The sequence below is a fragment of the Sunxiuqinia sp. A32 genome, from assembly GCF_052690465.1.
In genome coordinates this window covers 259,223-284,054 of the sequence record NZ_JBQYLI010000006.1, presented here as the reverse complement: position 1 = coordinate 284,054, position 24,832 = coordinate 259,223, and the positions used below count along the sequence as shown (strand labels likewise).

Below are 24,832 nucleotides of genomic sequence, written 5' to 3'. Positions count from 1 at the left end.
CTTTTATGGTTATTAAATTAAGAAAACCATCTCTTAATTTTTATACCCATCTGTCCAAATTAGGCTGAAGACTTACATATCCTTGGTTACAGGAAACCGGCCTACCAATCGGACAGCCATTTGGATATACTTATTTAGGGTTCTATTCAGAAGATGATATTGCCCGTAATAATGATGACAACCCGGATAATGATGTTGCTGCACCGATCAGTGATGTACCGGTACAGGCCGGTGATTTGAAATATGCCGACCTGAACGAAGACGGGATCATTGATAATTTTGACCGTGGGCCGATTGGTAAACCAAACCTGCCGAATACTACATTGGGGTGGTCACTTGGATTTTACTACAAAGGCTTTACAGCTAACATCTTGTTCCAGGGATCGTTTAACTACAGTTTCAGTGTGGTCGGTACAGGTATTGAACCGTTCAAAAGCCAGTTCCAGCCAATCCACCTTGACCGTTGGACCCCGGAAACTGCAGAAACTGCAACTTTCCCCCGTTTAACAAGTAATCCAACAACTGTAAACAGTAGTTCTGCTTACATGTCCGACTTCTGGTTAGTTGATGCATGGTATATGCGTTTGAAAACGGTTGATTTGGGGTACCAGATCCCGCAACGTGTTTTACCGTTTAACATCAACAGTGCCCGTTTGTATGTAAACGCGTACAACCTGTTGACCTTGACAAGCTATGATAAGTATCAGCAAGACCCTGAGATTTCTACGAATACAGCAGGTGATGCTTATATGAACCAAAGGGTGGTAAACCTTGGATTACAGGTTACATTCTAATGATTAAAATTTGAATTAATCACATATTTGAAGGGGAAGCATCTTATATTTAAGATGTCTTCCCTTTTTTAGTGAAAAAATGATTGGCCAAGTCAATATTGTTAACCTAGCACAATTCTAAATACTCAAAAAGCTTTTCGAAACTAATTTTTTCTTTTTTTTTTCGACAAAATCATATTGTAAGATTACCAAATTGTTTTTGGAAAGATTTTCATTAAAGTGAAGTTGATGAAAAGCCTACCTGATAGCAAGCTTCATTAAATTTATTCTAGTTTAATTTTAGGATACCTTTTGGTCGTTTCAGTATTTTGTGAAAATTGCCTTGAATTCACCCCTCTTATCACCTCAAAAAATCCCATTTGTATAAATATGAACAATACTGCTATTCTTTCGCGAAATAGTCTTCCTTGTTCTGCGGCATAGCAATTTCCTTTGTTATTGAATAATGTGCAAAAAGACATTGTGTAAATTGTCTGTGGATTTTTGTTCTAAAACTAAGTATCTCATTTACGTATAATCCATTTATGTATACTAATATGAAAAATATAAAGAGTAAAATCGCTTTTGCCGCCCTTGCATTAAGTCTGTCATCAGTTGTAATAGCACAAGAAAACAAGAAGCCAAATTTGGTTCTATTTATGGCTGACGATTGTTCTTATTACGATTTGGGAGTTTATGGAAGCAAGGATTCCAAAACTCCAAATATTGATCAATTTGCAAAAGAAGGTGTTCGTTTTACCAAAGCCTATCAGGCAGCTCCCATGTGTTCACCGACAAGACATAATTTGATGACTGGTGTGTGGCCGGTAAAATCTGGTGCCTATCCAAATCACACGATGGCAAAAGAGGGAACATTGAGTATTGCGCATCATTTAAAGCCTGCCGGTTATCAGGTTGCTTTAATTGGAAAGTCTCATGTGGCTCCGGAATCCGTTTTCCCGTGGGATTTATATGCACCCCTGTCAAAAAGTAATGATATTAATTTTGCAGCCGTTGATTCGTTTATAAATGTGTGCAAAGAAAACGATCAGCCATTCTGTCTTTTCGTAACATCTAATCAGCCGCATACTCCGTGGAATAAGGGTAATCCGGAAATGTTTAATCCGGAAGAAGTGAAACTCCCTCCATTTTATGTTGATGTGCCAAAAACCCGAAGCCAGTTTTGTAAGTATCTTGCTGAAATAAATTACATGGATAGCGAATTTGGCACGTTGCTTAAAAAGTTGGATGAAGAAAAGCTGGCAGACAATTCTGTTGTCGTCTATTTAAGTGAACAGGGAAACAGCTTCCCGTTTGCCAAATGGACCTGCTATGATGTTGGGGTTCACTCTGCCTGCATTATCAGATGGCCTGGAAATATTAAAGCCGGAATGGAGTCGGACGCATTGGTGGAATATGTGGACGTTGTACCTACCTTTTTAGAAATTGCCGGAGTGAAACCTAAGTCACATCTTGACGGAAAAAGCTTAGTTCCGTTGCTCACAGGGAAAGTTAAGGAACACAAAGAATACACGTTCTCCCTGCAAACTACCCGGGGCATTAATAAGGGAAGTGCCTACTATGGGATACGATCGGTAGCAGACAAGAAATATCGATACATTGTGAACTTGACCCCTGATGCCGTTTTCAAAAATGTAGAGAGTGAGGGAGCGCTATTCAAAGAGTGGAAGGAAATTGCAGAAACTGATGCTAATGCCCGCCAGATTACCAACAAATACCAGCATCGTCCGGGCGTTGAGCTTTATGACTTGGAGAAAGATCCGTATTGTATAAATAATCTCGCTGAGAAACCTGAAAATAAAAAGATTATCGAGCGTATGGATAAAGCCTTGAAAGAATGGATGGCCTCTTGTGGTGATAAAGGTCAGGCTACAGAACTTGAGGCTTTTGAGCATATGGTTGGGAGACACGCAAATAAATAAACTGTTTTTAGAACTTATGAATAAACGAATAAGCATGAAGAGGAATGATATCACTCTTTTATTGGGTGGTCTTTCCCTTTTTTGCAGTGTTTCAGTGGCATTTAGCCATCCCGCCAAATCAAGTGTCGAAAGCAAAAGTAAGCCAAACATAGTTTTGATTTTAGCAGATGATCAAGGTTGGGGAGCCACGTCAGTTTTAATGAATCCACAAATTAAAGATTCAAAAAGTGATTTTATTCAAACTCCGAACCTGGAAAGATTTGCAGAAAAGGCAGTAGTTTTTACAAATGGATATGCATCTCATCCTAATTGTTCTCCGACACGTGGAAGTTTGTTAACTGGCAAATCACCGGCTAAGCTTCATTTGACGGATATTATCGAGAGGCATTCAGGTGCTTTGTATAATGGGAATAAGTTAAATCCCCCCACTCATATAAGCGGAATGCCATCGGAGGAAACAACCATTGCTGAATTAATAAAAAGTAATTTGCCTGAATACACAACAGCTCATTTTGGAAAATGGCATTTAGGGAACGGAGGTCCTGAGATGCACGGATTTGATGCAAGCGACGGGAAAACCACTAACCGTGAGGGTAATTTTAGGTTAGAAGGAAATCCAAAAGATATTTTTGGCATTACCAAGCGAGCAATAAGTTGGATGGATGATCAGGTCGCTGAGAAAAAACCATTTTATCTGCAACTTTCGCATTATGCAACCCATTTAGGTATCGAAACTACAAAGGAAACGCTGGATAAGGTTAGAAGTAGAACTCCGGGAGAAAGACATATCCATTCTGCATATGCCGGGATGGCTGAAGATTTGGATCAAGGTGTTGGTTTAATTCTTGATGAAATAAAGAGACTGGGAATTTCTGATAATACGTATGTCATTTATGTTGCAGACAATGGAGGCTATCCTTTGAACAACCCGAGCAATATTAATGGACCTTTACATGGATGGAAAGCGACTATCTGGGAAGGTGGCATTAGGGTTCCTTTTATGATAACCGGGCCAGGAATAAAACATGCGTATTCCAATGTTCCCGTTGTTGCATACGATTTACTGCCAACAATTGGTGATTGGCTGGGAATAAAAGATCTTCCTAAAGGAATTGAAGGTGGCTCGTTAGCCAGTTTGTTGAATAAACCTAAAAGTGAAAATAAAGTCGACAGGGACAATGATTTTCTGGTTTTTCATTTTCCACATTATCAACTTCAGAAAGGTGGACAACCATCTTCAGCAATCGTTCAAGGTGACTTTAAGCTGATTAAATTTTATGAGGATAATTCTTTTTATCTATTTGATTTGAAGAATGATATTTCCGAGGAAAACAATTTGGCACAAAAGTTTCCTGAGAAAGTTAAGGAACTGGATAAAAAGCTAACAGATTATCTCGAAAAGATTGATGCGGGTTTACCCGTTCCAAATCCGGAGTATGATGAGGCAAAAGATCCGGGGAGAAAGTTTCAATCTATAAAAAGTGAATTGCTTGAAAAACCATATTTCGTGATTCACTAGTGCCAATAGTTAAGCTGCGATTTTTGAATAGCTAAAAAGACAAATAATGAAGAATTCGGTATTTATCTCAGTTCCATTATTATTGAGTAGTGTACTATCTGGATGCACTCATGCAGAAACTGTGGAAAAACCCAATGTGGCTATGATCTTTATTGACGATATGGGGTTTGGCGATTTAAGTTGCTATGGAGATACAGTCGTCAAAACCCCAAACATTGATAAATTGGCTCAGAACGGTGTTCGTTTTACAAATTTTTATGTGAATTCACCAATCTGCTCACCCTCACGTGTGGCGTTAAATACCGGAATGTATCCTATGAGGTTTAAGATCCATTCTTACATTGCAGGTTCGAAGCAGAATAAAAAGAGAGCAATGGAGAATTACCTGGATCCAACTGCTCCATTCCTGGCAAAAACATTGAAAGCAAATGGATATCAAACAGGCCATTTTGGTAAATGGCACATGGGAGGTGGCCGCGACGTAGGAGATGTTCCTTACCCTACAGAATACGGGTTTGACAAATCCATGGTAGCATTTGAAGGAATTGGAGATCGTGTGCTTTTCCCTAATCATGGTATAAGCACCCAGAGTTCAAAGCTCGGGAAAGGAAAAATTGTATGGGCAGAGAAGTGCGTTTCAACATCAATTTACATTGACAGCGCACTTGCATTCATCGAAAAATGCGAGGATAAGCCTTTTTATATCAACTTGTGCCCAAATGATGTTCATGATCCGCACCTGCCGGACAGCACCAAAGTTGAGAAATGGAAAGGCGTGACAAAAAACCCATGGGAACAAAAGTTCTTTGCGGTTCTTGAAGAACTGGACAGGCAAATTGGACGTTTTATAACAACGCTTGACGAAATGGGAAAACTTGAGAATACCATCATTTTAGTGGCTAGTGATAATGGTCCGACAGATTGGCCTCGTTATTACGAAACCTCAAGTTACCCTGAAGCTTATCAGGGGGAACTTTATCCTCCAGGCTTTACCGGTTCGTTGAATGGGCGAAAGTGGAGTCTTTATGAAGGAGGTATTCGTGAACCTTTCATTGTATATTGGAAAGGACATTTCCCGGAAGGCAAGGTTGATTCGGAGACAGTGGTTTCTGCAATCGACATATTTCCATCAGTGTGTACTTTGCTGGGAATAGAATATCCCGAGAATTTGGACGGCTCGGATAAAAGTAATGCTTTTGAAGGATCACCAATGACAGTTACTCCTCCTGTTATGTGGGAGTATGGTAGTAATCCTGGTGGATCGATATGGCCGGGGAACAAAGAGTTTAAATCTCCAAATCTGGCAATACGAGAAGGCGATTGGAAATTATTGATCAATGTTGACGGATCAGATGCACAATTGTATAACCTGAAAAATGATCCTGCTGAGAAGAATAACCTTGCTGATCAAAATAAAGAAATCACTGAAAGATTGAAAGATAAGTTGTTGAACTGGCGTAACGCAATGCCTGTAGAGGCAGTGGTAAATTAATTGGAATTCTTATAGACTAAAAAGAAACTAATAACCGATGAAAAAAAGAATAAAACTAATCAGTATTCTGATGCTGACCTGTTTGATGGTCAACGCAGAGTGGAAGCCTAATTTTCCATCCATTGCGACTCGATGGGGCAAGGCAGTGACTCCTGAAAATGCCTGGCAGGAATACCCGCGCCCTCAAATGGTAAGGGATGCCTGGATGAACCTGAATGGACTGTGGGATTATGCCGTTGTTTCAAAATCACAAAAAGAATCACCAGCCAACTGGGATGGACAGATATTGGTTCCTTACTCCATAGAAGCACCGCTCTCAGGAGTGGGCAAACAAGTAACAGAAGAAGATGCTATTTGGTATAAACGCTCGTTTAACTTGCCGGAGAAATGCACAAGTGAAAAGTTCTTGCTTCATTTCGAAGCTTCGGACTTTGAAACTTCGGTATGGCTTAACGGGAAATTGCTGGGAACCCACGAAGGAGGGTATCAGCCTTTTTCATTTCAGGTAGATGCGGGTGAGTTGGTGAAAGGGGATCAGACCTTAATAGTTAGGGTATACGATCCGCAGGAAACAGGCTTTCGATCATTAGGGAAACAGGGCTCAAGGATCGAACATTACGAACGTTGTTCTGGGATTTGGCAAACGGTTTGGTTAGAACCTGTCTCGGAAAAAGCATTCATTAATTCCTTAAAGATAAAGGCAGACCTTAAAGAAGTTTCTATTGAATCTGAACTTGATGGAAATGACAGCGGCATCTTGGTGAAGTATGAAGTTTCTGATGGTGCATCAAAAATAGGATCAGTTGTTGCCAATCCGGGAGAGCCAGCAAAAATAAAGATACCATCTGCAAAACATTGGAGCCCTGAATCACCATTTTTATATGATCTGAAAGTTTCCCTTTTAGATGGCTCAAAAGTGGTTGATGAGGTGAAAAGCTATTTTGGGATGCGCACCATCGAACTTGCAAAATCGAAAACAGGAACAGACATTCTGCTGAATGGGAAATCGATTTTCCAGATGGGACCGCTTGATCAAAATTATTGGCCTGATGGAGGGCTTACCCCACCAAGTGATGAGGCGATGAAATGGGAAGCAGAGTATCTGAAGCGAATTGGATGTAACATGGTTCGTTTGCATATCAAGGAAAATCCACGGCGGTTTTATTACCACTGTGATCAGCTTGGATTGTTGGTTTGGCAGGATTTCGTTTGCGGAAGTTTTAATATGAAAAACCCCGAAAGGACTGGATCTGATTTCTGGTTTAACGAACAAAAAGAGTTAATAAAAACACTTTACAATAGTCCCGCAATTATTCTGTGGGTTATTTTTAATGAAAGTTGGGGACAGCACGAGTCTAAACGGATTTATGAGCAAGTTAAACCTTTGGATGATACTCGGCTGTTTAGCATTGCCAGTGGATGGAATGATGTGCCTGGTGTTGGTAATATTCGCGACATTCACGATTATACTTTCCGCCCGGCAATACCCGCTCTTGGAGAAGATTCGAGGGTGGTTGTGCTTGGAGAATGTGGGGGATTTGCATCAGCGGTTCCAGGACATAACTGGACTGGCCGGTCAAATAAAACAGGTACACCTCCAAATCCGTTGCATGGTGGTTTCGATCCGGAGATTCCGAGGGATGACAATACCAAACACGACGTATTTCGACCAACTTTTACAATTGGGGAACCCTTCCAAAACCAATACCTGGAATTTGTAGAGCATCTTCATTTACTAAAAAACAGTGGACTGAGAGCAGCTGTTTATACACAGATGACCGATATGAAACTGGAAGAAAATGGTTGGCTGACTTTTGATCGTGAAGTGAGTAAAATTCAACCGGACAGTTTGGGAGTCATTCATGAAATATTGTATACAGAAACCCCAAAACAAACAGTAGTATTGCATCCATCAATGCATAAACCTCAGGATTGGGAGATGGTAACTATGCCAATTGAGGAGATTAAAGATTGGGCAAAAAATGAGGATATTCTGGATGCGTTAGCTCTTCAGAAAGTCCCTGACTTTGAAGATCTGGAATGGACAAAACAGGTAGGGCCATTTGGAAATGTAGAGGTGCCAAAACCTGCAACAAGCTGGGATGGAAGATCACAGCTTCTGATTCGTAAGTCAGTTCAGATTGATCATCCGGAGAAAGGTCATACGGTCAGAATTTATACCCGGCTTGAGGGTAAAGGCACTCCGTGGATGCATGCGAGAATCTACTTAAATGGCGAATTTGTTGCTGATGAGACAACTCGTCAGAAGATGCCTGAACTTCGCATGGCGGAGGTTATCTTACCTAATGAGGTAAAAGGCCTTCTGAAAAAGGGTGAGAATTCGTTGACGGTGCAATTTATTCCTGGATTGGTGTTGCGATCAGGGAAAATCATGCCTGGGTCAGAAAAAGTCTTTGTAGATGTTGAATTGACAGAGATCGAAGACTAAATAATTATAAAATCTGATACTTCTTTAAAATGATAAAGCATATTACTCTTATTATATTGCTTTTAAGTGTGTTATCAGTGGTATGTGGAGCGGATTTGACCGAATTTGGAATTGTTGACGTAACGAAATCTCCATTTTTTGCGGATTCAACGGGCGCGTCAGATTGTACTGAGGCTTTGCAAAAGGCAATAGATTATGCGCAACAAAATCATATGGTTGCTTTTTTCCCAACCGGAGTATATAAAATATCGAACACATTGGAGTGCAGACATGCTCCTCCTGAATTAGAGAAGAGAGGTGATTTTAAAAGTGGTCGATATTGGGGGATCACATTGTTTGGATCAACAGAAAGTTCTGTGAGACCTAAAATACTACTTGCCAATAATTCTTCGGGATATGCTGACGAAAAACATCCCAAATTGGTCCTGAATTTTCATATGGGTAGACCACAAACAAATCCTCCGAAGTATCCGAATTTTGGCCCTTCTTTTATGAATTCCAGACTGATCGGCATAGATGTGGAAATTGGCAAGGGAAATCTTGGAGCTGTCGCTGTGAGGATGCGTGGAGCTCAGGGAATGGCCATTGAGGATGCAACGATTGATGTTACGCATGGATTGATTGGAATTGAAGGGGCAAATGGCTCTGGAGGAAGTAATGTAAATGTAACTGTTGTGGGTGGCAAAATTGGATTTGACGGTTCTGCCTCTCAACCGAATCCTTGTTTAACCGGATTTACTTTTATTGATCAAACGCAACATGCAATATTGTACCAGGGACGCCAGACTCTAACAGCTACTGGAGTTAAGATTGTTTCTAAGTATCCAATCACTGCAGTGAAGGCAGTGGATTTATGGACAAAAAGTGAAACTTCAATAGATATTTTGAATGGGCTAAACAACAAGGGTTTGTCAGCCTGGAATGGGCCAATAAATTTTGTTGATTGTCAAATCGAGTTCTCTGGAGGTGCAGGCACTGCTTTTGATTCAAATTGTGGTGTGTACTTGAACAACTGTTATGTGAAAAATGCAGAAGTATTGATAAATCATACTTCTGGCGGAATTATTGATGGTTTGAGGGAAGGTTGGATTCAGGTAAAAGAGTACGCACAGGGATACGACATGCGCCCATTTAATCAATTAAAATATACTTCTCCGATTTACGTTGATGGGGAAAAACAGGACGAAGCAATATTGGAAATGGTTAAGGGAGTTGTGCCGCCCGTGGATTTGATTTCAAGGCACGCTTGGGATTCTACTTTCCCATCATGGGATAGGGAAGGTGCCGTGAATGTGAAGAATCCACCGTATAATGCGAAAGGGGATGGAGTTACGGATGATACTCAAGCGATTCAAAGAGCGATAAATGAAAATGAAATCGTTTTTGTGCCTTCTGGTTTATACCGAGTTACTAAAACAATTGATTTGAAGTCGAATTCAAAATTGATTGGATTGATGCCAAATATCACCGGTTTGATTGTGACAGAAGCCGAAGGTGATTTTTTAGATGATAAAAATCCACAACCTATTCTCCGAACGCCTGATGATGCTGATGCTGAGGTTGTAGTCGCATTTATTGGAACATGGGCTCGTAGTTCTGCTACTTCCTATGATCTTCTGTGGAGAGCAGGTCGAAAATCGATTGTCAGAGATTGGATGATTATGCATGATAACATGAAGCAACCGGAGCGGATTTATCCATCGGTCAGAGTTACTGGAAATGGAGGGGGACGTTGGTATAATTATTACGATGAAACTTGGAGTTTTGACTCCAGATCCTCATTTCGTCATCTATTAGTTGATGGAACGACTGAGCCATTTCGCATCTATCAATGTAATCCGGAACATGCGCGAAGTGATGCTAATATGGAAATAAGGAATTCTCGGAATATAACATTATATGGAGTAAAATGTGAGGCAAATGCACCTGCAGTATTGATCCGAAATTCAGAAAATATACGAGTGTTTGGATTTGGTGGAAATGAAACTCCTTGGCCAAATACAAGTGCCTTTCAAATTGAAAACTCGAAAAATATTTTACTGGCCAGTTTATTTAATCAACCAAGGCTTCATAAAGGAGGCCCTGATCAATTTAACGGACCAAATGTAGAACCTGATCTTTGGCATATGGTTATTGAAAGTACATCAGGTGGTAGAATGATTATTGCACCGCCACTCGAACGTCCGGTAATTTATAAAAGTGGAAGTACGCAGGATGTTTGGTAGTACTTGATCGATGATTTTCTGTTTTTAACTTATTTTAGATGGGACACAAATACATATAAAAAAGGACCGGTTATATCGGTCCTTTTGCAATTTATATCGGAATAAAATTTAGTCACCCCAAGGTCCATTGTTGTTATTGCTTTGGTTGTTATTTCCTCCGTTATACTGATTTTTATTATCATTAGGATTTTGGTCTGGTGTTTGATTGCCATAATGATTACCATTATTCACTTTTGGAGAAGTGTGTGGTTGTGTTGCATTCGCCTTATTGCTAAGAAGAACCATCATGGTAGCTGCAGATAAAGCTGCATATCCACTTTTTTTGATTGCTTCTTTCCTCGTGATTTTTTTACTTTCTATACCTTCTTCCAGGTTTTTAGTAATGTTTTTATTTTCAGCTTCCATAACGATAAATTTTTGAATTATTTATGTCCTTTATTAATCTCGTAATATATCATTTGTAAAACAACTACAAACTGTAGAACAAAAATGCATCTTGTTTTCAGATAAAGCAATGGGTAATTTTACGCAAAAATAAGATATGAAAGTCTTAGTATAAATTACTTCCATGAAATTGAACATGCATTTATTTGCGTAGATTGAAACATTTTGGAGGTGATAATGGAATGTTTTTAATTGTAATATTGGTAAACCTATAATTCGAATGAATTAAGAATCTAGTTTCACAGCGTCTGTAAATAGTTCATATATTTAAATCATTATTTTAACACTTAATATGTAAAAAGTTCTAATGACTAAAGTAGTATATAGAAAAGAAAAAATTGGAAGTTCGTATTTAGTTTGGTTAGAGCAATCAAATAAATATTTTCAGTTAGAAGAACTGGCGTGGTTTGTTTTTAGTCGATTGGCAAATGGAGATGGAATTGATCAAACAACTAAAGTCTTTTCTGATAGCTATGGGTTCGAAAAACAGGAAAGTAGTGTTTTTGTAAAAGAAATGCATGAACGTATTTCTGAGATGAACAGGAAGGAAAAGCCTGAAATAGAAGAACAAATAGATTTAGAGGTATTGCGGGATTATTCTTTTAAGCCGTACTCGAACTACCATTATCAATTTGGTCAACGAGTTGTTGATTTTGTTTATGGAAGCGAATGGGTGGAAGATTATTTACATCCGCTAATTTGTCATTTAGTTGTTACTGATGTTAAGGCTGAACCGTTGCTGTTTGAATTATTTTCATTTCAAGATAAGGTTGTTTTACGGCTGAATAATGAGATAAAAGGCGTTTGGGGGTGGGACGAAAGTCATTTGACAAAAGGCTGTATCTTTCTGGAATTATCGAATGTGCTGCATGGAAGATACAATGATGATTGGTTGATGACGGTGCATGCTTCAGCAATCACTAATGGGAAGAAAACTATACTGTTTTCAGCGGCTCCGGGAAGTGGGAAAACTACCATGGCAGCTTTGCTGCAAGCAAATGGATTCCATCTTATCTCAGATGATTTTGTTCCGTTTGACAAACTTAGCATGAACGCATATCCTTTTCCAATTGCAATGTCGGTGAAAGAGGGAGCAATGGATTTGCTGAAAACTTTTTATCAAGGCATCGAGAATAAACCATTGGTGAAGGTATCACCTGATAAAAATGTTAGATATGTACCAATCGTGAATGAACTAATGGAGATGGTGTATCCGGTTGCTGAAATCATATTTATAAAGTATGATAGCAGTGTCGATTTTAGCTTGGAAAAGCTGGATCAGATTTTTGCAATTAAAGAATTTCTCGAACAAATATGGGTGCCTCCGGTTCCTGAAAATATTGAAATACTATTCAACCTGTTGTCACATTTAAATTTTTATCAACTTACATATTCTAATAATGAACGGGCTATCGATGCAGTAAAACAATTGTTTGATAATGATAAATATTGAAACTTTCAGGTTAGTTGGAAAATGCTTGGGGTTGGATGAAAATCCTGAATTTAGAGATGAGTTAATCGAGAAATCCAACTTAGGACTAATCGATTGGGAGCGGTTCGTTTTTATTTGTAGCAATCATTTAATTCTTCCGACTGTATATCTTAAATTTCAGACAAACGGAATATTAGATCACATCCCTGAAGAATTGACTTTGCATTTGAAGGAGATGTATCAACTCAACCTTTCAAGGAATTCTGAAATAGAAAAGCAGCTAAAAGAGATTGTCGAATCACTTAATAAAAATGGGATTATGCCCATTTTGCTAAAAGGAGCTGCAAATTTGATGGATGGTTTATACCGTGATAAAGGCGAGCGAATGATGAGTGATATTGATCTTTTGGTAGAGGAGGAAGATTATGTAAAATCTGCTGAGATTTTGAGAAATATCGGATATATGGTTGCCGAAGAAGCTTCGGAGTGGGTGGATATTCATAAAGCGAAACATTATCCAAGATTATTCCGAAAAGATTGTGTTGCTGATGTAGAGATACATAGAATTCCTGTTGATCGCAGTTATATCGGCTGGTTTAATTCTGAAATTATAAATCAGGAGAAAGGGGAGATTTCGTCTTTACTTGGTTGTTTTGTTGAATCAGATCTTCACAAAATTATCCACAACTTTATTCATTGTCAGTTGGTAGATGAAGGTTTTTTGACTGGAATAGTTTCATTAAGAGATGTCTATGACTTATATCTATTGTCGAAAAGATGTCCTCTGGAAAGGGCGATTCCATCCATAAAACCTAAACAAAAAGCAATTGCTTATTTTGCATATGTTGGTATGATGCTAGGATTAAATAAGTCGTTCTATTCCAAAAGAAATTTGTCGTATCGGGTACTTATGTCGCGACATTTTCTTATTCAAAGGTCTAAATTTTCTCAAAAGACGTATTTGAGTTCAGTATTCATCCTTCAACGAATTTTTAAGGGGTATTTGGGCCAGATTTTTAAAGCTTTTTACTCAAAAGAAAAAAGACAATACCTAACGAAAAGGATCACAAATAAAGATTGGTATAGTAATCATCTTAGAATGTATTCTCGGTTCTATAAAAGGAATATAAAAGGATAGAATCCGTCAAGGTAAAGTGGTTACTTATTTTTTAGCGGTAAATATTTTCTTCCAACAAACTGCCCCAAAAAGAAAGCTCCAACCAATATGGGATAGGTATAAAGTGCAAAGCCGATATCACTGTAAATTCTTATCAATATTACAAATGGAACAGGAATATGAATATAAACCCACCACATCAATGAGAATTTCTTGTGTTTGGCTCGTAATGCCCCGAAGGGAACATTTATTATAAAGACGATAAGGGCAACGATTGCAATCTTCATTTTTTGATATTTATGCTCTGTGGTGAGCTAACAGTTGAAGTAAACAAAAATGAAGCTTTTTTGTGCATTAATAACCTAACTTTTTAATCCCAAATAACTAATTCTTTATTCTTCAAAAAACGGTTGCCTTTGCACTTGGGACAAATTACATATTTCAAACTGTGGATGTTGGTGTGTTTTAAACGAAGCTGACATTGAGAACACTTAAATTGGGTTTTGTGAAGGACTTTATCATTCTGAATAACTTCAACATATAACCTGTCTGAAACTTGCAAACAATTCTTACACCGATAAATCCGGAATTCCATTTTCAGGTGAAGGTCGTTGTGTGTTTTACTGAGATTGATAATCTTTTCTTGAGTTTTGTAGTGCAGTTTTACCTGCCCATTGGCAAGAAAGTCTGTGGCCGACTGGTCATGAATCATAAATCCCCAGCCTTCATAAAGCTGTTGTTCGTGTTTGCAGTCTTTGCATCTGAATTGATAAGAGTGTCCCATGGGGTTATTTTCAGTTAAGGTAAGTTACAAAATATCATTGTTTTAATTTTAATTGTCTGGAACTTGAATGAATGTTATTCAACAATGACTATTTCATGTAAAATGAGCTGTTAGAATTAACATTAAGCTTACAGATGAGGCATAAATGGTTGTTTTGCTGTCTGTCTGAAAAATAAAACTACCTTTGCAGCTCAATTTTTGCATTGATGGCAACAGGGTCTGTTGAAAAATAAATTGAATTGTCATCTGTGCTTATTTGGGGGAGAAGGGCATGTTGCTCTTCTTATAAAATATACAGAATGACAACTTTTGAACAAACAGGCATCAAGCCTGAGTTGCTCCGTGCCATTGGTGAAATGGGTTTCGAGCAACCAACACCTATTCAGGAAAAAACAATTCCACATCTTTTAAATAATAAGAATGACTTGATTGCGCTTGCGCAAACAGGAACTGGAAAAACTGCAGCATTTGGTTTGCCATTGTTGCACAATGCTGATATGCAAACTGATAATGTACAAGCATTAATCTTGTGTCCAACACGTGAATTGTGCTTGCAAATCGGTCGTGATTTAGATGCTTTTTCAAAATACATGAAAGGCTTTAAAAATATTTCAGTGTATGGTGGAGCAGATATAGGTAAGCAAATCCGAGAATTGCGTCAAGGTGGGCAGATTGTAGTCGGTACGCCAGGACGTGTTCATGATCTTATTCGCAGGAAAGTATTGAACGTAGGACACATTAAATGGTTGGTATTGGATGAGGCCGATGAAATGTTGACCATGGGATTTAAAGAAGAAATGGATGCTATTTTAGCAAATACTCCTGCTATTAAGCAAACATTGCTTTTTTCTGCAACCATGCCGAAGGAAATTGCTGAGATGACGCGGAAGTATTTACATTCACCAGAGGAACTTGCTGTTGGGCGTCGTAATGCTGGTGCAGAGAATGTGGAACATCATTATTATCTTGTTCATGCCCGTGATAAATATGCCACTTTGAAGCGAATTGCAGATAATTATCCGAATTGTTACGCGATCGTTTTTTGTCGGACAAGGATGGAAACCAGAGAAGTTGCTGAGAAATTCATGGCAGACGGCTATAATGCTGATGCTTTGCATGGAGATTTGTCTCAGGCTCAACGTGATCATGTGATGAGCCGTTTCCGTAATAAGAATTTGCAAATGTTGGTTGCGACTGACGTGGCTGCGCGCGGATTGGATGTAAATAGTCTTACACACGTTATTAATTATAGTTTGCCGGATGACCCAGAGGTTTATATTCACCGCAGTGGACGGACCGGGAGAGCAGGGAAAAGCGGAATTTCTGTTTCAATTGTTCACATGCGTGAAACTGGAAGATTGAAACAAATTGAGAGACTTTCGCAGAAACGGATTGAGCGAAAAATGATACCCGGAGGTGAAGAGATTTGCCAGGTTCAACTAATGCACTTAGTTGATAAAGTTGCAGAAGTGGAAGTAAACAATTCGAGGATTGATCCATACTTGCCTGCAATTAAGGCAAAATTTGAAGGTTTGGATAGCGAAGAAATTTTAAAAAGGTTTTTATCGGTTGAATTCAATCGCTTCCTGGAATATTATAAGAATGCACCTGATTTAAATGTACAGGGAAAAGATAAGAAAACATTTGACAAAAGATCAAAAGTTGAGTTTTCACGTTTATTTGTAAACGCCGGGAAAAAGCATAATCTAAATGCATCTCGTTTAATTGGGATGATTAATGATAGTTTGCGCAGGAAGAATATTGAAATTGGTAAAATAGATATTCAGAGAAAATTTTCCTTTTTTGAAATTGATGCCAACTTCGAAAGAGAATTAATTAGTTCGATGAATAAATCGGTGGTTGATGGTCATACATTAGAAGTTGATCGAGTTACCGGACAAGAACGAATTTCTTCTTCACCATCAAGTTATGGAGGCAAGCCTTTTCATAAGAAGAAACAGGCTGCAACTAGGCAGCAGGGCGGCAATAAAAGAAGAAAAAGAAACTAGTTATAGAAGAATAGAAAAAGTGAATCAAATATCTGATTCACTTTTTTTTATTTGATGAAAAGTATTAAAATGAATCTGGTAGTGATTTTATTTTGCCAATTTCAGCTTTCCGAATAAATAGTTCACCACCTTCTGATTGTATCTGAATTTTTCCTTTACTCAGGGGGGAGATTTTTCCGTCAATAATTTTACTTGTATTGTTACATACCATAACGAGTTCTCCATTTACAACATGGTATGCTTTCTGTCCAAAGCAATAGAGATCGAGCACATTCCATTCGCCTACGGGTTTCTCCATGTCTTTTTGTTTGTGGGCAATTTTACCACCGTTTTGATCATTTCCAAAGTTCATTTTTTCACCGTTTGGTGAATAGTTTTTATTGGCATCATCTCCTGATACTTGAATCTCAGCATAGGTATCGGCCATCATATAGGCATCTCCCAAATTACCATGCATTAACTGAAATTCGATGGAGCTCATCCATGTGCCAATGCCAGCTCCAAATGGGCCATAGCTATGATAAAGTAATCCGCTGTTGCGAGATGTGAACACTTCATCTCCCCATTTATATTCCATTCTGAAGTGGTAGTTTTCGTAAGCTTTTTTAGTAGCGATTGAAGCATTAATATTTCCTGCAATTCGTAAAACTTGTTCGCCCTGTTCTTCAACTACCGAAAATACATTTTCTGGAGTTGCTTTAGCTTTCAGGTCTTCATGGTTCTTTAATGCGGTTCCGATATAAAAGTCCCAGTTTTTCAGATTTGAACCATTGAAAATGGGTTTTAACTTAACTTGAGAAAATGATGCAAATGTAGCCAAGACAAATAATGGAAGGATTAAATGTTTTTTCATGATTAGAGGTTTAGTTGATGATAAAAAAAAGCTGCCTTTAATTTAAAAGCAGCTTAAAAATAAATATTTTTTAATGTCTTATTAATTGACTTCAGCTAAAAGTTCTTTTGCCCGGTCAAGAATTTTGGTGTCATCGATGAGTACTATTCCGCCATTTGGTCCTGGTTCTAAATGAATCCCTACTGATCTGCCTCGATCATAATTTGCGCCTCCAAAATAATTCCTGACGGTTTCCACTTCAATATCAAACTCCTGCGCAAGTTGACGAATTGAACCGTCAGGTAAACTGTCTTTGATTTTACGAAGCTCATTAAATGTGATTTTTCTATCCATGGCAGTAAAATTTTATAGTTATTAAATAAGTTCAAAATGTCCTTATAAAATTAAAATTAATAATTTAATAATGTAAGTGTTTTAGACTGTGGATTTATAAATACTATATGAAATCCAAGATTGAAAAAAAAATGAAACATTTTTGGATGCTTGAACCTTCTAAAAATCGGGCATTTCTGTGATTGATTGAGCTAATTATCAGTCATTCATGTTAAAAAACATTTTAACAATTTTTAAGGATTGGGGCCTCTATTTTTGAAGACAATCGTAAATAGCCTGATGCATCTGCGGGCGCAAATTTAAGTCAAATAATTTAGAGTTTTCCCGCGTAGGATACACCCTGTTGGAGAAAAAGATGAATAGCAGGTTGTTTTTTGGATCAGCCCAGGTGAAGGTGCCGGTGTATCCACTGTGTCCAAAGCTTTTAGTGCTCGAACTTACTGCTGGATATGCATCTTTTAATTGGTTTTTGTAATTGTCTATGTATGGCTTGTCAAAGCCCAACCCGCGGCGGTTTTCATTTTTTGGATATTGAATGCGGGTAAACTCGTCAATCGCTTCTTTCTCAATAAAACTTCTGCCACCATAATTACCTCCTTGAAGATACATTTGCATTAGTTTGGCAAGATCGTTTGCAGTGCCAAAAAGGCCGGCATTTCCCGAAATTCCGCCCATCATAGAAGCTCCTTCGTCGTGTACAAAACCTTTTAATAATTCATGTCTGAAAAATTCATCATTCTCCGTGGGGATGATTATTTCTGGTGGAAAATGTTTGTATGCGTTATAGGTGATTGTATTTGCGCCAAGTGGTTTGTAGAATTCATCCTTTAAGTACTCCTCATATTTCCTCTCTGTCAAGTTTTCAATAATTTTTGGGAAGAGATAAAAAGCCAATCCAGAATATTTGTATTTATTAGTCGGTAGTAGTTCTGAATCACGAATATCTGCATACATATTCTCTAAATAACTGCTGTTCATGTAGAGATTGGAAGAAACTCTCAAGTCAAATCGGTTGGTCGGATGGTCTTTGAAAACTGACTTTCTCAACTTTCCATTCTTTTTGAGGGTATTGGTCCAATAGGGAATCCATGCTTGCAATCGTGCTTGGTGGGCCAGAATTTCGCGGGCAGTAATGTGTGCCTTGTTACTACCATTGAAGTCAGGCCAATAGAATTGAAACGGAACATCGAGTTTAAATTTCTTATCCCCATATAACTTCATTAAGGCAGGAAGAGGCCCTGTGATTTTTGTGAGTGAAGCCCAATCGTAAATATTGTCCTTTAAAACGGGGTGTTTTTGGTCGTAGGTATGATAGCCATATGTTTTGTGAAAAATTACTTTTCCATCTTTAGCAATTAAAATTTGACACCCAGGGTAGGCTTTCTCAGCGATGCCAAGTTCTGCCAATGAATCGATTTTGGTTTGAAGAATTTTCGAATTAATTCCAACCTCTTCAGGGATGGTGTATTTTAATCGGTTGTTTTTTTTTATTGAGAGACCATATCCTGAATGAAATTCGTCGTTAACCGTTACAGAGAGTTTGCCATTTACATTAATTGCTCCATAAATTGCCTCTGCAGACAGTTCCTGAGTAATTGTGTTTTCCTGGTAGGTAACGAGCAATGCTTCGGAATTAAACGCTTCTGCAATGTATTTTAAGGCGTATGGATTACCTAAGAGAGCAATTATTTTCTTTTTGTCTTTTAGTTGAGACAGAAAATTATCAATCGATTCGTCAGTCCCAAATTGACTTTTAGGACTCAGATTGAGATTGTGTATTCCACAAATAATGAGATTGTAATTTTCAAGTTGAGCTCTGAGTTTTTTGACGTCATCGCTTGTTGCATCTTCTTTAAGTAGATAATGATCAACGGCCTGATAGTTGCCTATCATGTTTTGAAATGTACTTTGGCTTGATCTTCCCACTGAAACTGTAGCAACCTTTAAAGTATCCAGATTTTGTAAAGGAAGTATATTATTGTTGTTCTTTATCAAGGTGAGCGATTGCTCGTGTAATAACCTTTTGGTAAGCTCGTAACTTGAATTGTTCAGATCATCATGTAAATTTTCAAGGAGTATTGGTTTCGACTGATCTAATTGCAACCACTTCTTGGCGGCAAGAATCTTGCGGCATTTCCAGTCTATTATTGTCTCACTAATAATGCCTTTTTCAACGGCAGTTTTAATACTATTAAACGCTGCATCAACATCAGGAAGCATTTCCAGGACATCGTTTCCTGCCAGAAGTGCCCGAACAGCTGCTTCGCCTGGTGTGTAGAGTTTGCTAACTCCGTGCATGTTCATCGCATCGGTAATTACCAGCCCACCGAAGCCAAGGTCGTCAATTAATTTTTTGCTTATCAGTGTATTAGAAAGAGAAGCCGGAATTTTCTTTTCGGGGTCAAAAGCTTCAACGTGTAGATGTGCAGTCATAATTCCACCAATACCTTTGTTGATTAGATAGGTGAATGGTTTTAGTTCAATGGAATCCAAATGAGCGATCGAATGATTAATTACAGGCAATCCCAAGTGTGAATCTGTTTGGGTGTCACCATGCCCTGGGAAATGCTTTGCAACGGGAAGTATTCCGACATCTTGAAGCCCTTTAGCGTACAGCCAGCTTTTTCGGGCAACATTGTCTGGATTTTCTCCAAACGAACGGAAGTTAATAACCGGATTGGCTGGGTTGTTATTTACATCAGCGACTGGCGCAAAATTTACAGATACGCCAATTCTTTTAAGTTGCTCTCCAATTTCAATTCCCATTTGGTATATGAGACTGTCTTCGGTAATTGCACCTAATGCCATTTGTACAGGATATTTGGGCGTATTTTCCAAACGAAATCCCGGTCCCCATTCTGCATCCATTGAAATTAACAATGGAATTTTGCTTTTGAGTTGAAGCATATTTGTTAATCGTACCTGTTTATCCACCTCACCTTTCATAAAAATGATCCCACCCGGATGGTATTTGTCAAGTTTCTCGAAAAGTTCGTTATACTCTGACGCACCTTTATTGGCATATGCATCAAGAATGAAAAGTTGTCCGATTTTTTCATCTAAAGTCATGGATTGCAGACACGAGTCAACCCATGAATGATTCAAATAGCGGACAAAGTCAGGTTGTGATATTCCTTGGAAATATGAAATTAAAAAGAGTGATATATAAATTATTCGGTTTAGGAATTTCATGTAGTCTATAATTTAAGCGCTAAAATTACGAAAGAATATCAAAAAGAAAATGGGGCTTCAATTTGGTTTTCTTACTTTAGTGGTATTACAACGTGATTATAGGATGCGAACGATACTAGTGTTTTTTTTATTGCTGATTTGCTGGAATTTTTCAATGGCTCAACAAATAGTGATGGGTGCTGAACAAGCTGATAAATACCTGCCACTATTGAAAGGAAACAGGATTGGATTGGTTGTTAATCAGACTTCAAGGGTGGGGGATGAGCATCTTCTGGATTATTTGCTATCGCAAGAGGTTGATGTTCGAAAAGTTTTTAGCCCCGAGCATGGTTTTCGTGGAGATGCTGATGCCGGGCAGCAGGTGGATGATCAGATTGATGTAAAAACCGGTATTCCAGTATTTTCGCTTTATGGAAATAATAAAAAGCCGGCAGCGGAGCAGCTTGCAGATCTGGATATTATTGTATTTGATATTCAGGATGTAGGAGTTCGATTTTATACCTATATAAGTTCCTTACATTATGTGATGGAGGCCTGTGCTGAAAGTGAAAAGCAACTGCTAATTTTCGATCGGCCCAACCCAAATGGAGATTATGTTGCAGGTCCGGTTTTAGATTTGAAATTCCAATCGTTTGTGGGGATGCATCCGATTCCTGTGGTGCATGGTTGCACTATTGGGGAAATCGCAAAAATGATTAATGGAGAAGGTTGGCTAAATGGGGGTGAAAAATGTGATTTGAGAGTGATTTCACTTTTAAATTATTCTCACGAAATGCCCTATTCATTACCAATAAAACCGTCACCTAATTTGCCAAATGACTTAAGCATACGACTTTATCCTTCGCTATGCTTTTTCGAAGCTACCAATGTGAGTATTGGCAGAGGGACTTATTTCCCGTTTCAGGTAATCGGTTTTCCGGATAGTACTTTTGGGGATTTTATTTTCACCCCTACAAGTATTCCGGGTATGGCAACAAAACCGAAGCAAAAGGATAAGACCTGTTATGGTGTTGATTTTAGGCAAAAGGCAAGAAATTCACAATTCACTTTAAAATGGTTCCTCGAATTTTATAATAAGTTTGGAAATGATGCAGAATTTTGGAGTTCTGAGAGATGGTTTAATTTGTTAGCCGGGAATGAGCGACTTATTGAGGATATTCGAAGCGGAAAATCTTTGGATGAAATTGAAAAAGCCTGGGAAGATGATTTGAAGATATACCAATGTGTTCGAAAGAAATATTTGTTGTACCCTGATTTTAATACAGCTCCATGAATCCATTCCATTTTTTCTCTATCGTAGCTGGTTATTTCGTGTTGTTGATGGTTATATCATGGCTAACGTCCAGACATTCCGATCAACTTAGTTTCTTCAACGCGAATAAATCATCTCCATGGTATTTGGTTGCCTATGGTATGTTGGGTGCAACGCTGTCAGGTGTCACATTTATTTCGGTTCCCGGAGAGGTTGGGAATTCTGCATTTTCCTATTTGCAGTTTGTTATTGGGAATTTAGTTGGCTACTGGCTAATAGCATTTATTCTACTCCCCATTTATTACAAGCTTAAACTAATATCTATTTATTCATTTTTAGAAGAAAGATTAGGTGTCCGAAGCAGGAAAACGGCTTCTTTTTTCTTTCTAATTTCGAAATTGATTGGTGCTGCTTTTCGTTTTTATTTGGTGGCTCTTGTGTTGCAATTAGCTTTTTTTGATTCGTTTGGAGTGCCCTTTCCATTAACGGTTTGCATCAGTGTGTTATTGATCTGGTTGTACACCTATCGTGCAGGTATAAAAACGGTGGTTTGGACGGACACCTTGCAAACCACTTTCTTAATGCTTGCCCTTATATTCACACTCTTTTTCATCAGCAAAGAAATGAATTGGGGCACAAAAGGAATGATTTCCAATATATTCGATCATAAATACTCGCAAATATTTTTCTGGGACTGGAAGTCTCCCAACTTTTTTGCAAAACAGTTTATTGCTGGAATATTTACAGCGCTTGCTATCAATGGGATGGATCAGGATATTATGCAGAAAAACCTTACTTGTAAATCTTTGCCGGAAGCCCAAAAAAACATGCTTGTGTTTAGTGCCCTGTTTGTAATTGTTGTAGCGCTGTTTCTGGGGCTGGGCGTTGTTTTGTATCAATATGCCGATTCGATGGGGATAGTTCTTCCGGAAACCTCAGATAAATTGTATCCACTGTTAGCCCTCAATTATTTAGGCCCTGCTGTTGGCATTGCGTTTTTGTTGGGAATTACTGCTGCTGCTTTTTCGAGTGCTGACTCCGCGTTAACAGCATTAACCACTTCTTTTTGTATCGACTTTCTAGGAATGGATAAAATTCAAAGCAACAAAAGTCAAAAGACTCGTCATATCGTGCATTTTGCATTTGCTGCAATTCTTGTTGTTGTGATTGTGGCTTTTAAAATCATCAATGATGAGAGTGTTGTCGTTGCCGTATTTAAAGCAGTGGGATATACCTATGGTCCCATTTTGGGCTTGTTTATTTTTGCCCTTTATTTTAGGAAAAAAATTAAGGATTACTGGGTTCCATTTATTGCTGTTTTAGCTCCAATATTTACCTACATTATTGCAAGCTATTCAGTGAAGCTTTTTGGTGGTTATCAGTTTGGTTTTGAGTTGTTAATATTGAATGGTTTATTGATGATTTTTGGACTTGTGTTAATTATTCGTAAAAACTAGATAGTTAATTTCAATCTTATTGCAGAAAAATGTTAAAAAATGTAAAATCATTTTATATTTTTACAATACTAAACACTAACTTAAGTGCGTTTAGACCTAAAGTATCTTGTGAAGAGTTTTATCCATATAGCCCTTGTTATTCTGGCATTTGCTTGTCTGATTTCTTGTGAAGATGAAAAGTATGCTTCTTCGGCTGATATAAAACTAGGTTTTTCTGTTGATACAGTGATGTTTGATACCATATTTACTACGATTGGTTCTACAACTCAACATCTTAAAGTATATAATCCATACGATCAAAAATTGCTTATTTCAAATGTTCGCCTTGCAGGTGGTGAAGATTCAAACTTCAGGTTGAATATTAATGGAACTGCGGCAAATGAACTGTATGATATTGAGATATTGCCAAAAGACAGTATTTACATTTTTGTTGAAGTTACTGTAGATCCAACAGGTGGTGATTTCCCGATGGTAGTTCAGGATTCAATTGAATTTTTAACCAATGCTAATTTGCAGGATATTGATTTGGTTGCCTGGGGACAGGATTTCAAATTGATTAAAGATGTCGAAATTCAAACATCGACGTGGACTTCTGAAAAACCTTATTTGGTTTATAATTACGCTTACGTTGATAGTGGTGCCGTTCTTACAATTGAACCCGGAACCAAAATCTATTTTCACAATCGGGCAGGCTTGTATGTGAAAGGAACTGTAAATGCAAAAGGTACAGTTGATGAGCCAGTAGTTTTTCAGGGAGATAGATTGGAGGATGCTTATGAAGATGTGCCTGATCAGTGGAATGGAATTTTGCTATTTTCAGGAAGTGAGGATAACGTATTTGAGCAAGTAGAAATTAAGAATGCCAATATTGGACTCCAGGTAGGAACGATTGAGAATGAAGGTTCTGCTAGTGTAAAGCTTTCCGGCGTAAAAATTCAAAATATGGCCTATGCCGGTATTTTTGCCATGAAATCAAAGATTGAGGCTACGAACTGTTTAATCTCAAATTGTGGGTTTTATTGTGCGGCACTATTGGTTGGTGGAGATTATACTTTTAATCACACAACTATTGGCAATTATTGGGGGGGCTATTCAAATCGAGCCAGATCAACGGCTTCGCTAATGATTTCGGACCATGTGATTATTGATCGCACAAATGGATCGAGTGCGACCTATGTTGGTGAACTAAATAAAGCTACCTTTTCAAACAGTATCATTGCAGGGAATATCTCATCTAGGAATGAACTTGAATTGGCAAAAACAGATGAAGTTACTTTTAATTATAAGTTTGATCATTGTCTAATTCAGCTTGCTGATACCTTCAATACTTCTAATAAAGACAACTACATTAGTTTAATAAAAGGTGAAGATCCAAGGTTTATTGATCCGTATGATAAAATGAACTTTGAATTGGATACTCTAAGTCCGGCGAAGGATGTTGGTTCGAAATTAATTGGAAATAAGTATCCATTTGATATTAAAAATGACAGTAGGACGGACGATGATGGTCCGGATTTGGGCGCATTTGAGCGAATAGAAAAGTCTGATGACTAAAACT

At 38.1% G+C, this 24,832-nt stretch carries 18 protein-coding genes; 12 read left to right on the top strand and 6 right to left on the bottom strand.

Features of this window, described 5'->3' with window-relative positions; translation table 11 throughout:
- The first annotated feature begins 236 nt into the window (after nucleotides 1–236).
- From ACUNWD_RS08725 to ACUNWD_RS08700, 6 genes are all read left to right on the top strand, one after another.
- Nucleotides 237–794 (top strand): hypothetical protein, encoded by a 558-nt coding sequence (locus tag ACUNWD_RS08725; RefSeq protein WP_445587411.1) that lies wholly within the window; start codon nucleotides 237–239, stop codon nucleotides 792–794.
- Between the two features lie 536 nt (nucleotides 795–1,330).
- Complete coding sequence (locus ACUNWD_RS08720; RefSeq protein WP_445587410.1) at nucleotides 1,331–2,716, top strand: sulfatase family protein; 1,386 nt, start codon at nucleotides 1,331–1,333, stop codon at nucleotides 2,714–2,716.
- A 34-nt stretch (nucleotides 2,717–2,750) separates the two neighbouring features.
- On the top strand, nucleotides 2,751–4,235 hold the full coding sequence (locus ACUNWD_RS08715) for a sulfatase (RefSeq protein WP_445587409.1): 1,485 nt from the start codon (nucleotides 2,751–2,753) through the stop codon (nucleotides 4,233–4,235).
- Between the two features lie 46 nt (nucleotides 4,236–4,281).
- Nucleotides 4,282–5,727 carry a sulfatase family protein gene (locus ACUNWD_RS08710; RefSeq protein ID WP_445587408.1) on the top strand — a complete coding sequence of 482 codons (1,446 nt, stop codon included), beginning with the start codon at nucleotides 4,282–4,284 and terminating at the stop codon, nucleotides 5,725–5,727.
- Between the two features lie 37 nt (nucleotides 5,728–5,764).
- Nucleotides 5,765–8,176, top strand: a complete 2,412-nt coding sequence (locus tag ACUNWD_RS08705; RefSeq protein WP_445587407.1) for a glycoside hydrolase family 2 protein — start codon at nucleotides 5,765–5,767, stop codon at nucleotides 8,174–8,176.
- Between the two features lie 29 nt (nucleotides 8,177–8,205).
- Nucleotides 8,206–10,401, top strand: coding sequence for a glycosyl hydrolase family 28-related protein (locus ACUNWD_RS08700; RefSeq protein ID WP_445587406.1), 2,196 nt, complete (start codon nucleotides 8,206–8,208; stop codon nucleotides 10,399–10,401).
- A gap of 108 nt (nucleotides 10,402–10,509) precedes the next feature.
- Here the strand turns inward: ACUNWD_RS08700 and ACUNWD_RS08695 are convergent, their stop codons facing one another.
- Nucleotides 10,510–10,806: a hypothetical protein gene (locus ACUNWD_RS08695; protein WP_445587405.1), complete on the bottom strand. Its 297-nt coding sequence runs from the start codon at nucleotides 10,804–10,806 to the stop codon at nucleotides 10,510–10,512.
- A 346-nt stretch (nucleotides 10,807–11,152) separates the two neighbouring features.
- On the opposite strand from ACUNWD_RS08695, the gene ACUNWD_RS08690 reads away from it, so the two are divergent.
- Nucleotides 11,153–12,298: a hypothetical protein gene (locus ACUNWD_RS08690; protein ID WP_445587404.1), complete on the top strand. Its 1,146-nt coding sequence runs from the start codon at nucleotides 11,153–11,155 to the stop codon at nucleotides 12,296–12,298.
- The gene (locus ACUNWD_RS08685; protein ID WP_445587403.1) at nucleotides 12,285–13,415 is read left to right on the top strand and encodes a nucleotidyltransferase family protein; all 1,131 of its coding nucleotides are present in this window, start codon (nucleotides 12,285–12,287) and stop codon (nucleotides 13,413–13,415) included. Before ACUNWD_RS08690 ends, ACUNWD_RS08685 begins: the two co-directional genes overlap by 14 nt.
- 20 nt (nucleotides 13,416–13,435) lie before the next feature.
- On the opposite strand, the gene ACUNWD_RS08680 is transcribed toward ACUNWD_RS08685, so the two are convergent.
- Together ACUNWD_RS08680 and ACUNWD_RS08675 are read right to left on the bottom strand one after the other, a co-directional pair.
- Nucleotides 13,436–13,681, bottom strand: a complete 246-nt coding sequence (locus tag ACUNWD_RS08680; RefSeq protein ID WP_445587402.1) for a hypothetical protein — start codon at nucleotides 13,679–13,681, stop codon at nucleotides 13,436–13,438.
- Between the two features lie 83 nt (nucleotides 13,682–13,764).
- Complete coding sequence (locus tag ACUNWD_RS08675; RefSeq protein ID WP_445587401.1) at nucleotides 13,765–14,178, bottom strand: hypothetical protein; 414 nt, start codon at nucleotides 14,176–14,178, stop codon at nucleotides 13,765–13,767.
- A gap of 299 nt (nucleotides 14,179–14,477) precedes the next feature.
- Between ACUNWD_RS08675 and ACUNWD_RS08670 the strand changes: the two genes are divergently transcribed.
- The gene (locus ACUNWD_RS08670) at nucleotides 14,478–16,187 is read left to right on the top strand and encodes a DEAD/DEAH box helicase (protein ID WP_445587400.1); all 1,710 of its coding nucleotides are present in this window, start codon (nucleotides 14,478–14,480) and stop codon (nucleotides 16,185–16,187) included.
- Nucleotides 16,188–16,251: 64 nt separating this feature from the next.
- Here the strand turns inward: ACUNWD_RS08670 and ACUNWD_RS08665 are convergent, their stop codons facing one another.
- From ACUNWD_RS08665 to ACUNWD_RS08655, 3 genes are all read right to left on the bottom strand, one after another.
- A complete protein-coding gene (locus tag ACUNWD_RS08665; protein WP_445587399.1) occupies nucleotides 16,252–17,040 on the bottom strand; it encodes a 3-keto-disaccharide hydrolase in 789 nt (262 codons plus the stop codon).
- An 81-nt stretch (nucleotides 17,041–17,121) separates the two neighbouring features.
- Nucleotides 17,122–17,373: a DNA-binding protein gene (locus tag ACUNWD_RS08660; protein WP_445587398.1), complete on the bottom strand. Its 252-nt coding sequence runs from the start codon at nucleotides 17,371–17,373 to the stop codon at nucleotides 17,122–17,124.
- A gap of 249 nt (nucleotides 17,374–17,622) precedes the next feature.
- The gene (locus tag ACUNWD_RS08655) at nucleotides 17,623–20,565 is read right to left on the bottom strand and encodes a glycoside hydrolase family 3 N-terminal domain-containing protein (protein ID WP_445587397.1); all 2,943 of its coding nucleotides are present in this window, start codon (nucleotides 20,563–20,565) and stop codon (nucleotides 17,623–17,625) included.
- A gap of 154 nt (nucleotides 20,566–20,719) precedes the next feature.
- On the opposite strand from ACUNWD_RS08655, the gene ACUNWD_RS08650 reads away from it, so the two are divergent.
- The 3 genes from ACUNWD_RS08650 to ACUNWD_RS08640 all read left to right on the top strand — a co-directional run bounded on the left by ACUNWD_RS08650 (nucleotide 20,720) and on the right by ACUNWD_RS08640 (nucleotide 24,828).
- Nucleotides 20,720–21,838 carry an exo-beta-N-acetylmuramidase NamZ family protein gene (locus ACUNWD_RS08650; protein WP_445587396.1) on the top strand — a complete coding sequence of 373 codons (1,119 nt, stop codon included), beginning with the start codon at nucleotides 20,720–20,722 and terminating at the stop codon, nucleotides 21,836–21,838.
- Nucleotides 21,835–23,274 carry a sodium:solute symporter gene (locus tag ACUNWD_RS08645; protein WP_445587395.1) on the top strand — a complete coding sequence of 480 codons (1,440 nt, stop codon included), beginning with the start codon at nucleotides 21,835–21,837 and terminating at the stop codon, nucleotides 23,272–23,274. The genes ACUNWD_RS08650 and ACUNWD_RS08645 overlap by 4 nt, the downstream gene beginning before the upstream one ends.
- An 84-nt stretch (nucleotides 23,275–23,358) precedes the next feature.
- Complete coding sequence (locus ACUNWD_RS08640; RefSeq protein WP_445587394.1) at nucleotides 23,359–24,828, top strand: right-handed parallel beta-helix repeat-containing protein; 1,470 nt, start codon at nucleotides 23,359–23,361, stop codon at nucleotides 24,826–24,828.
- Nucleotides 24,829–24,832 lie beyond the last annotated feature (4 nt).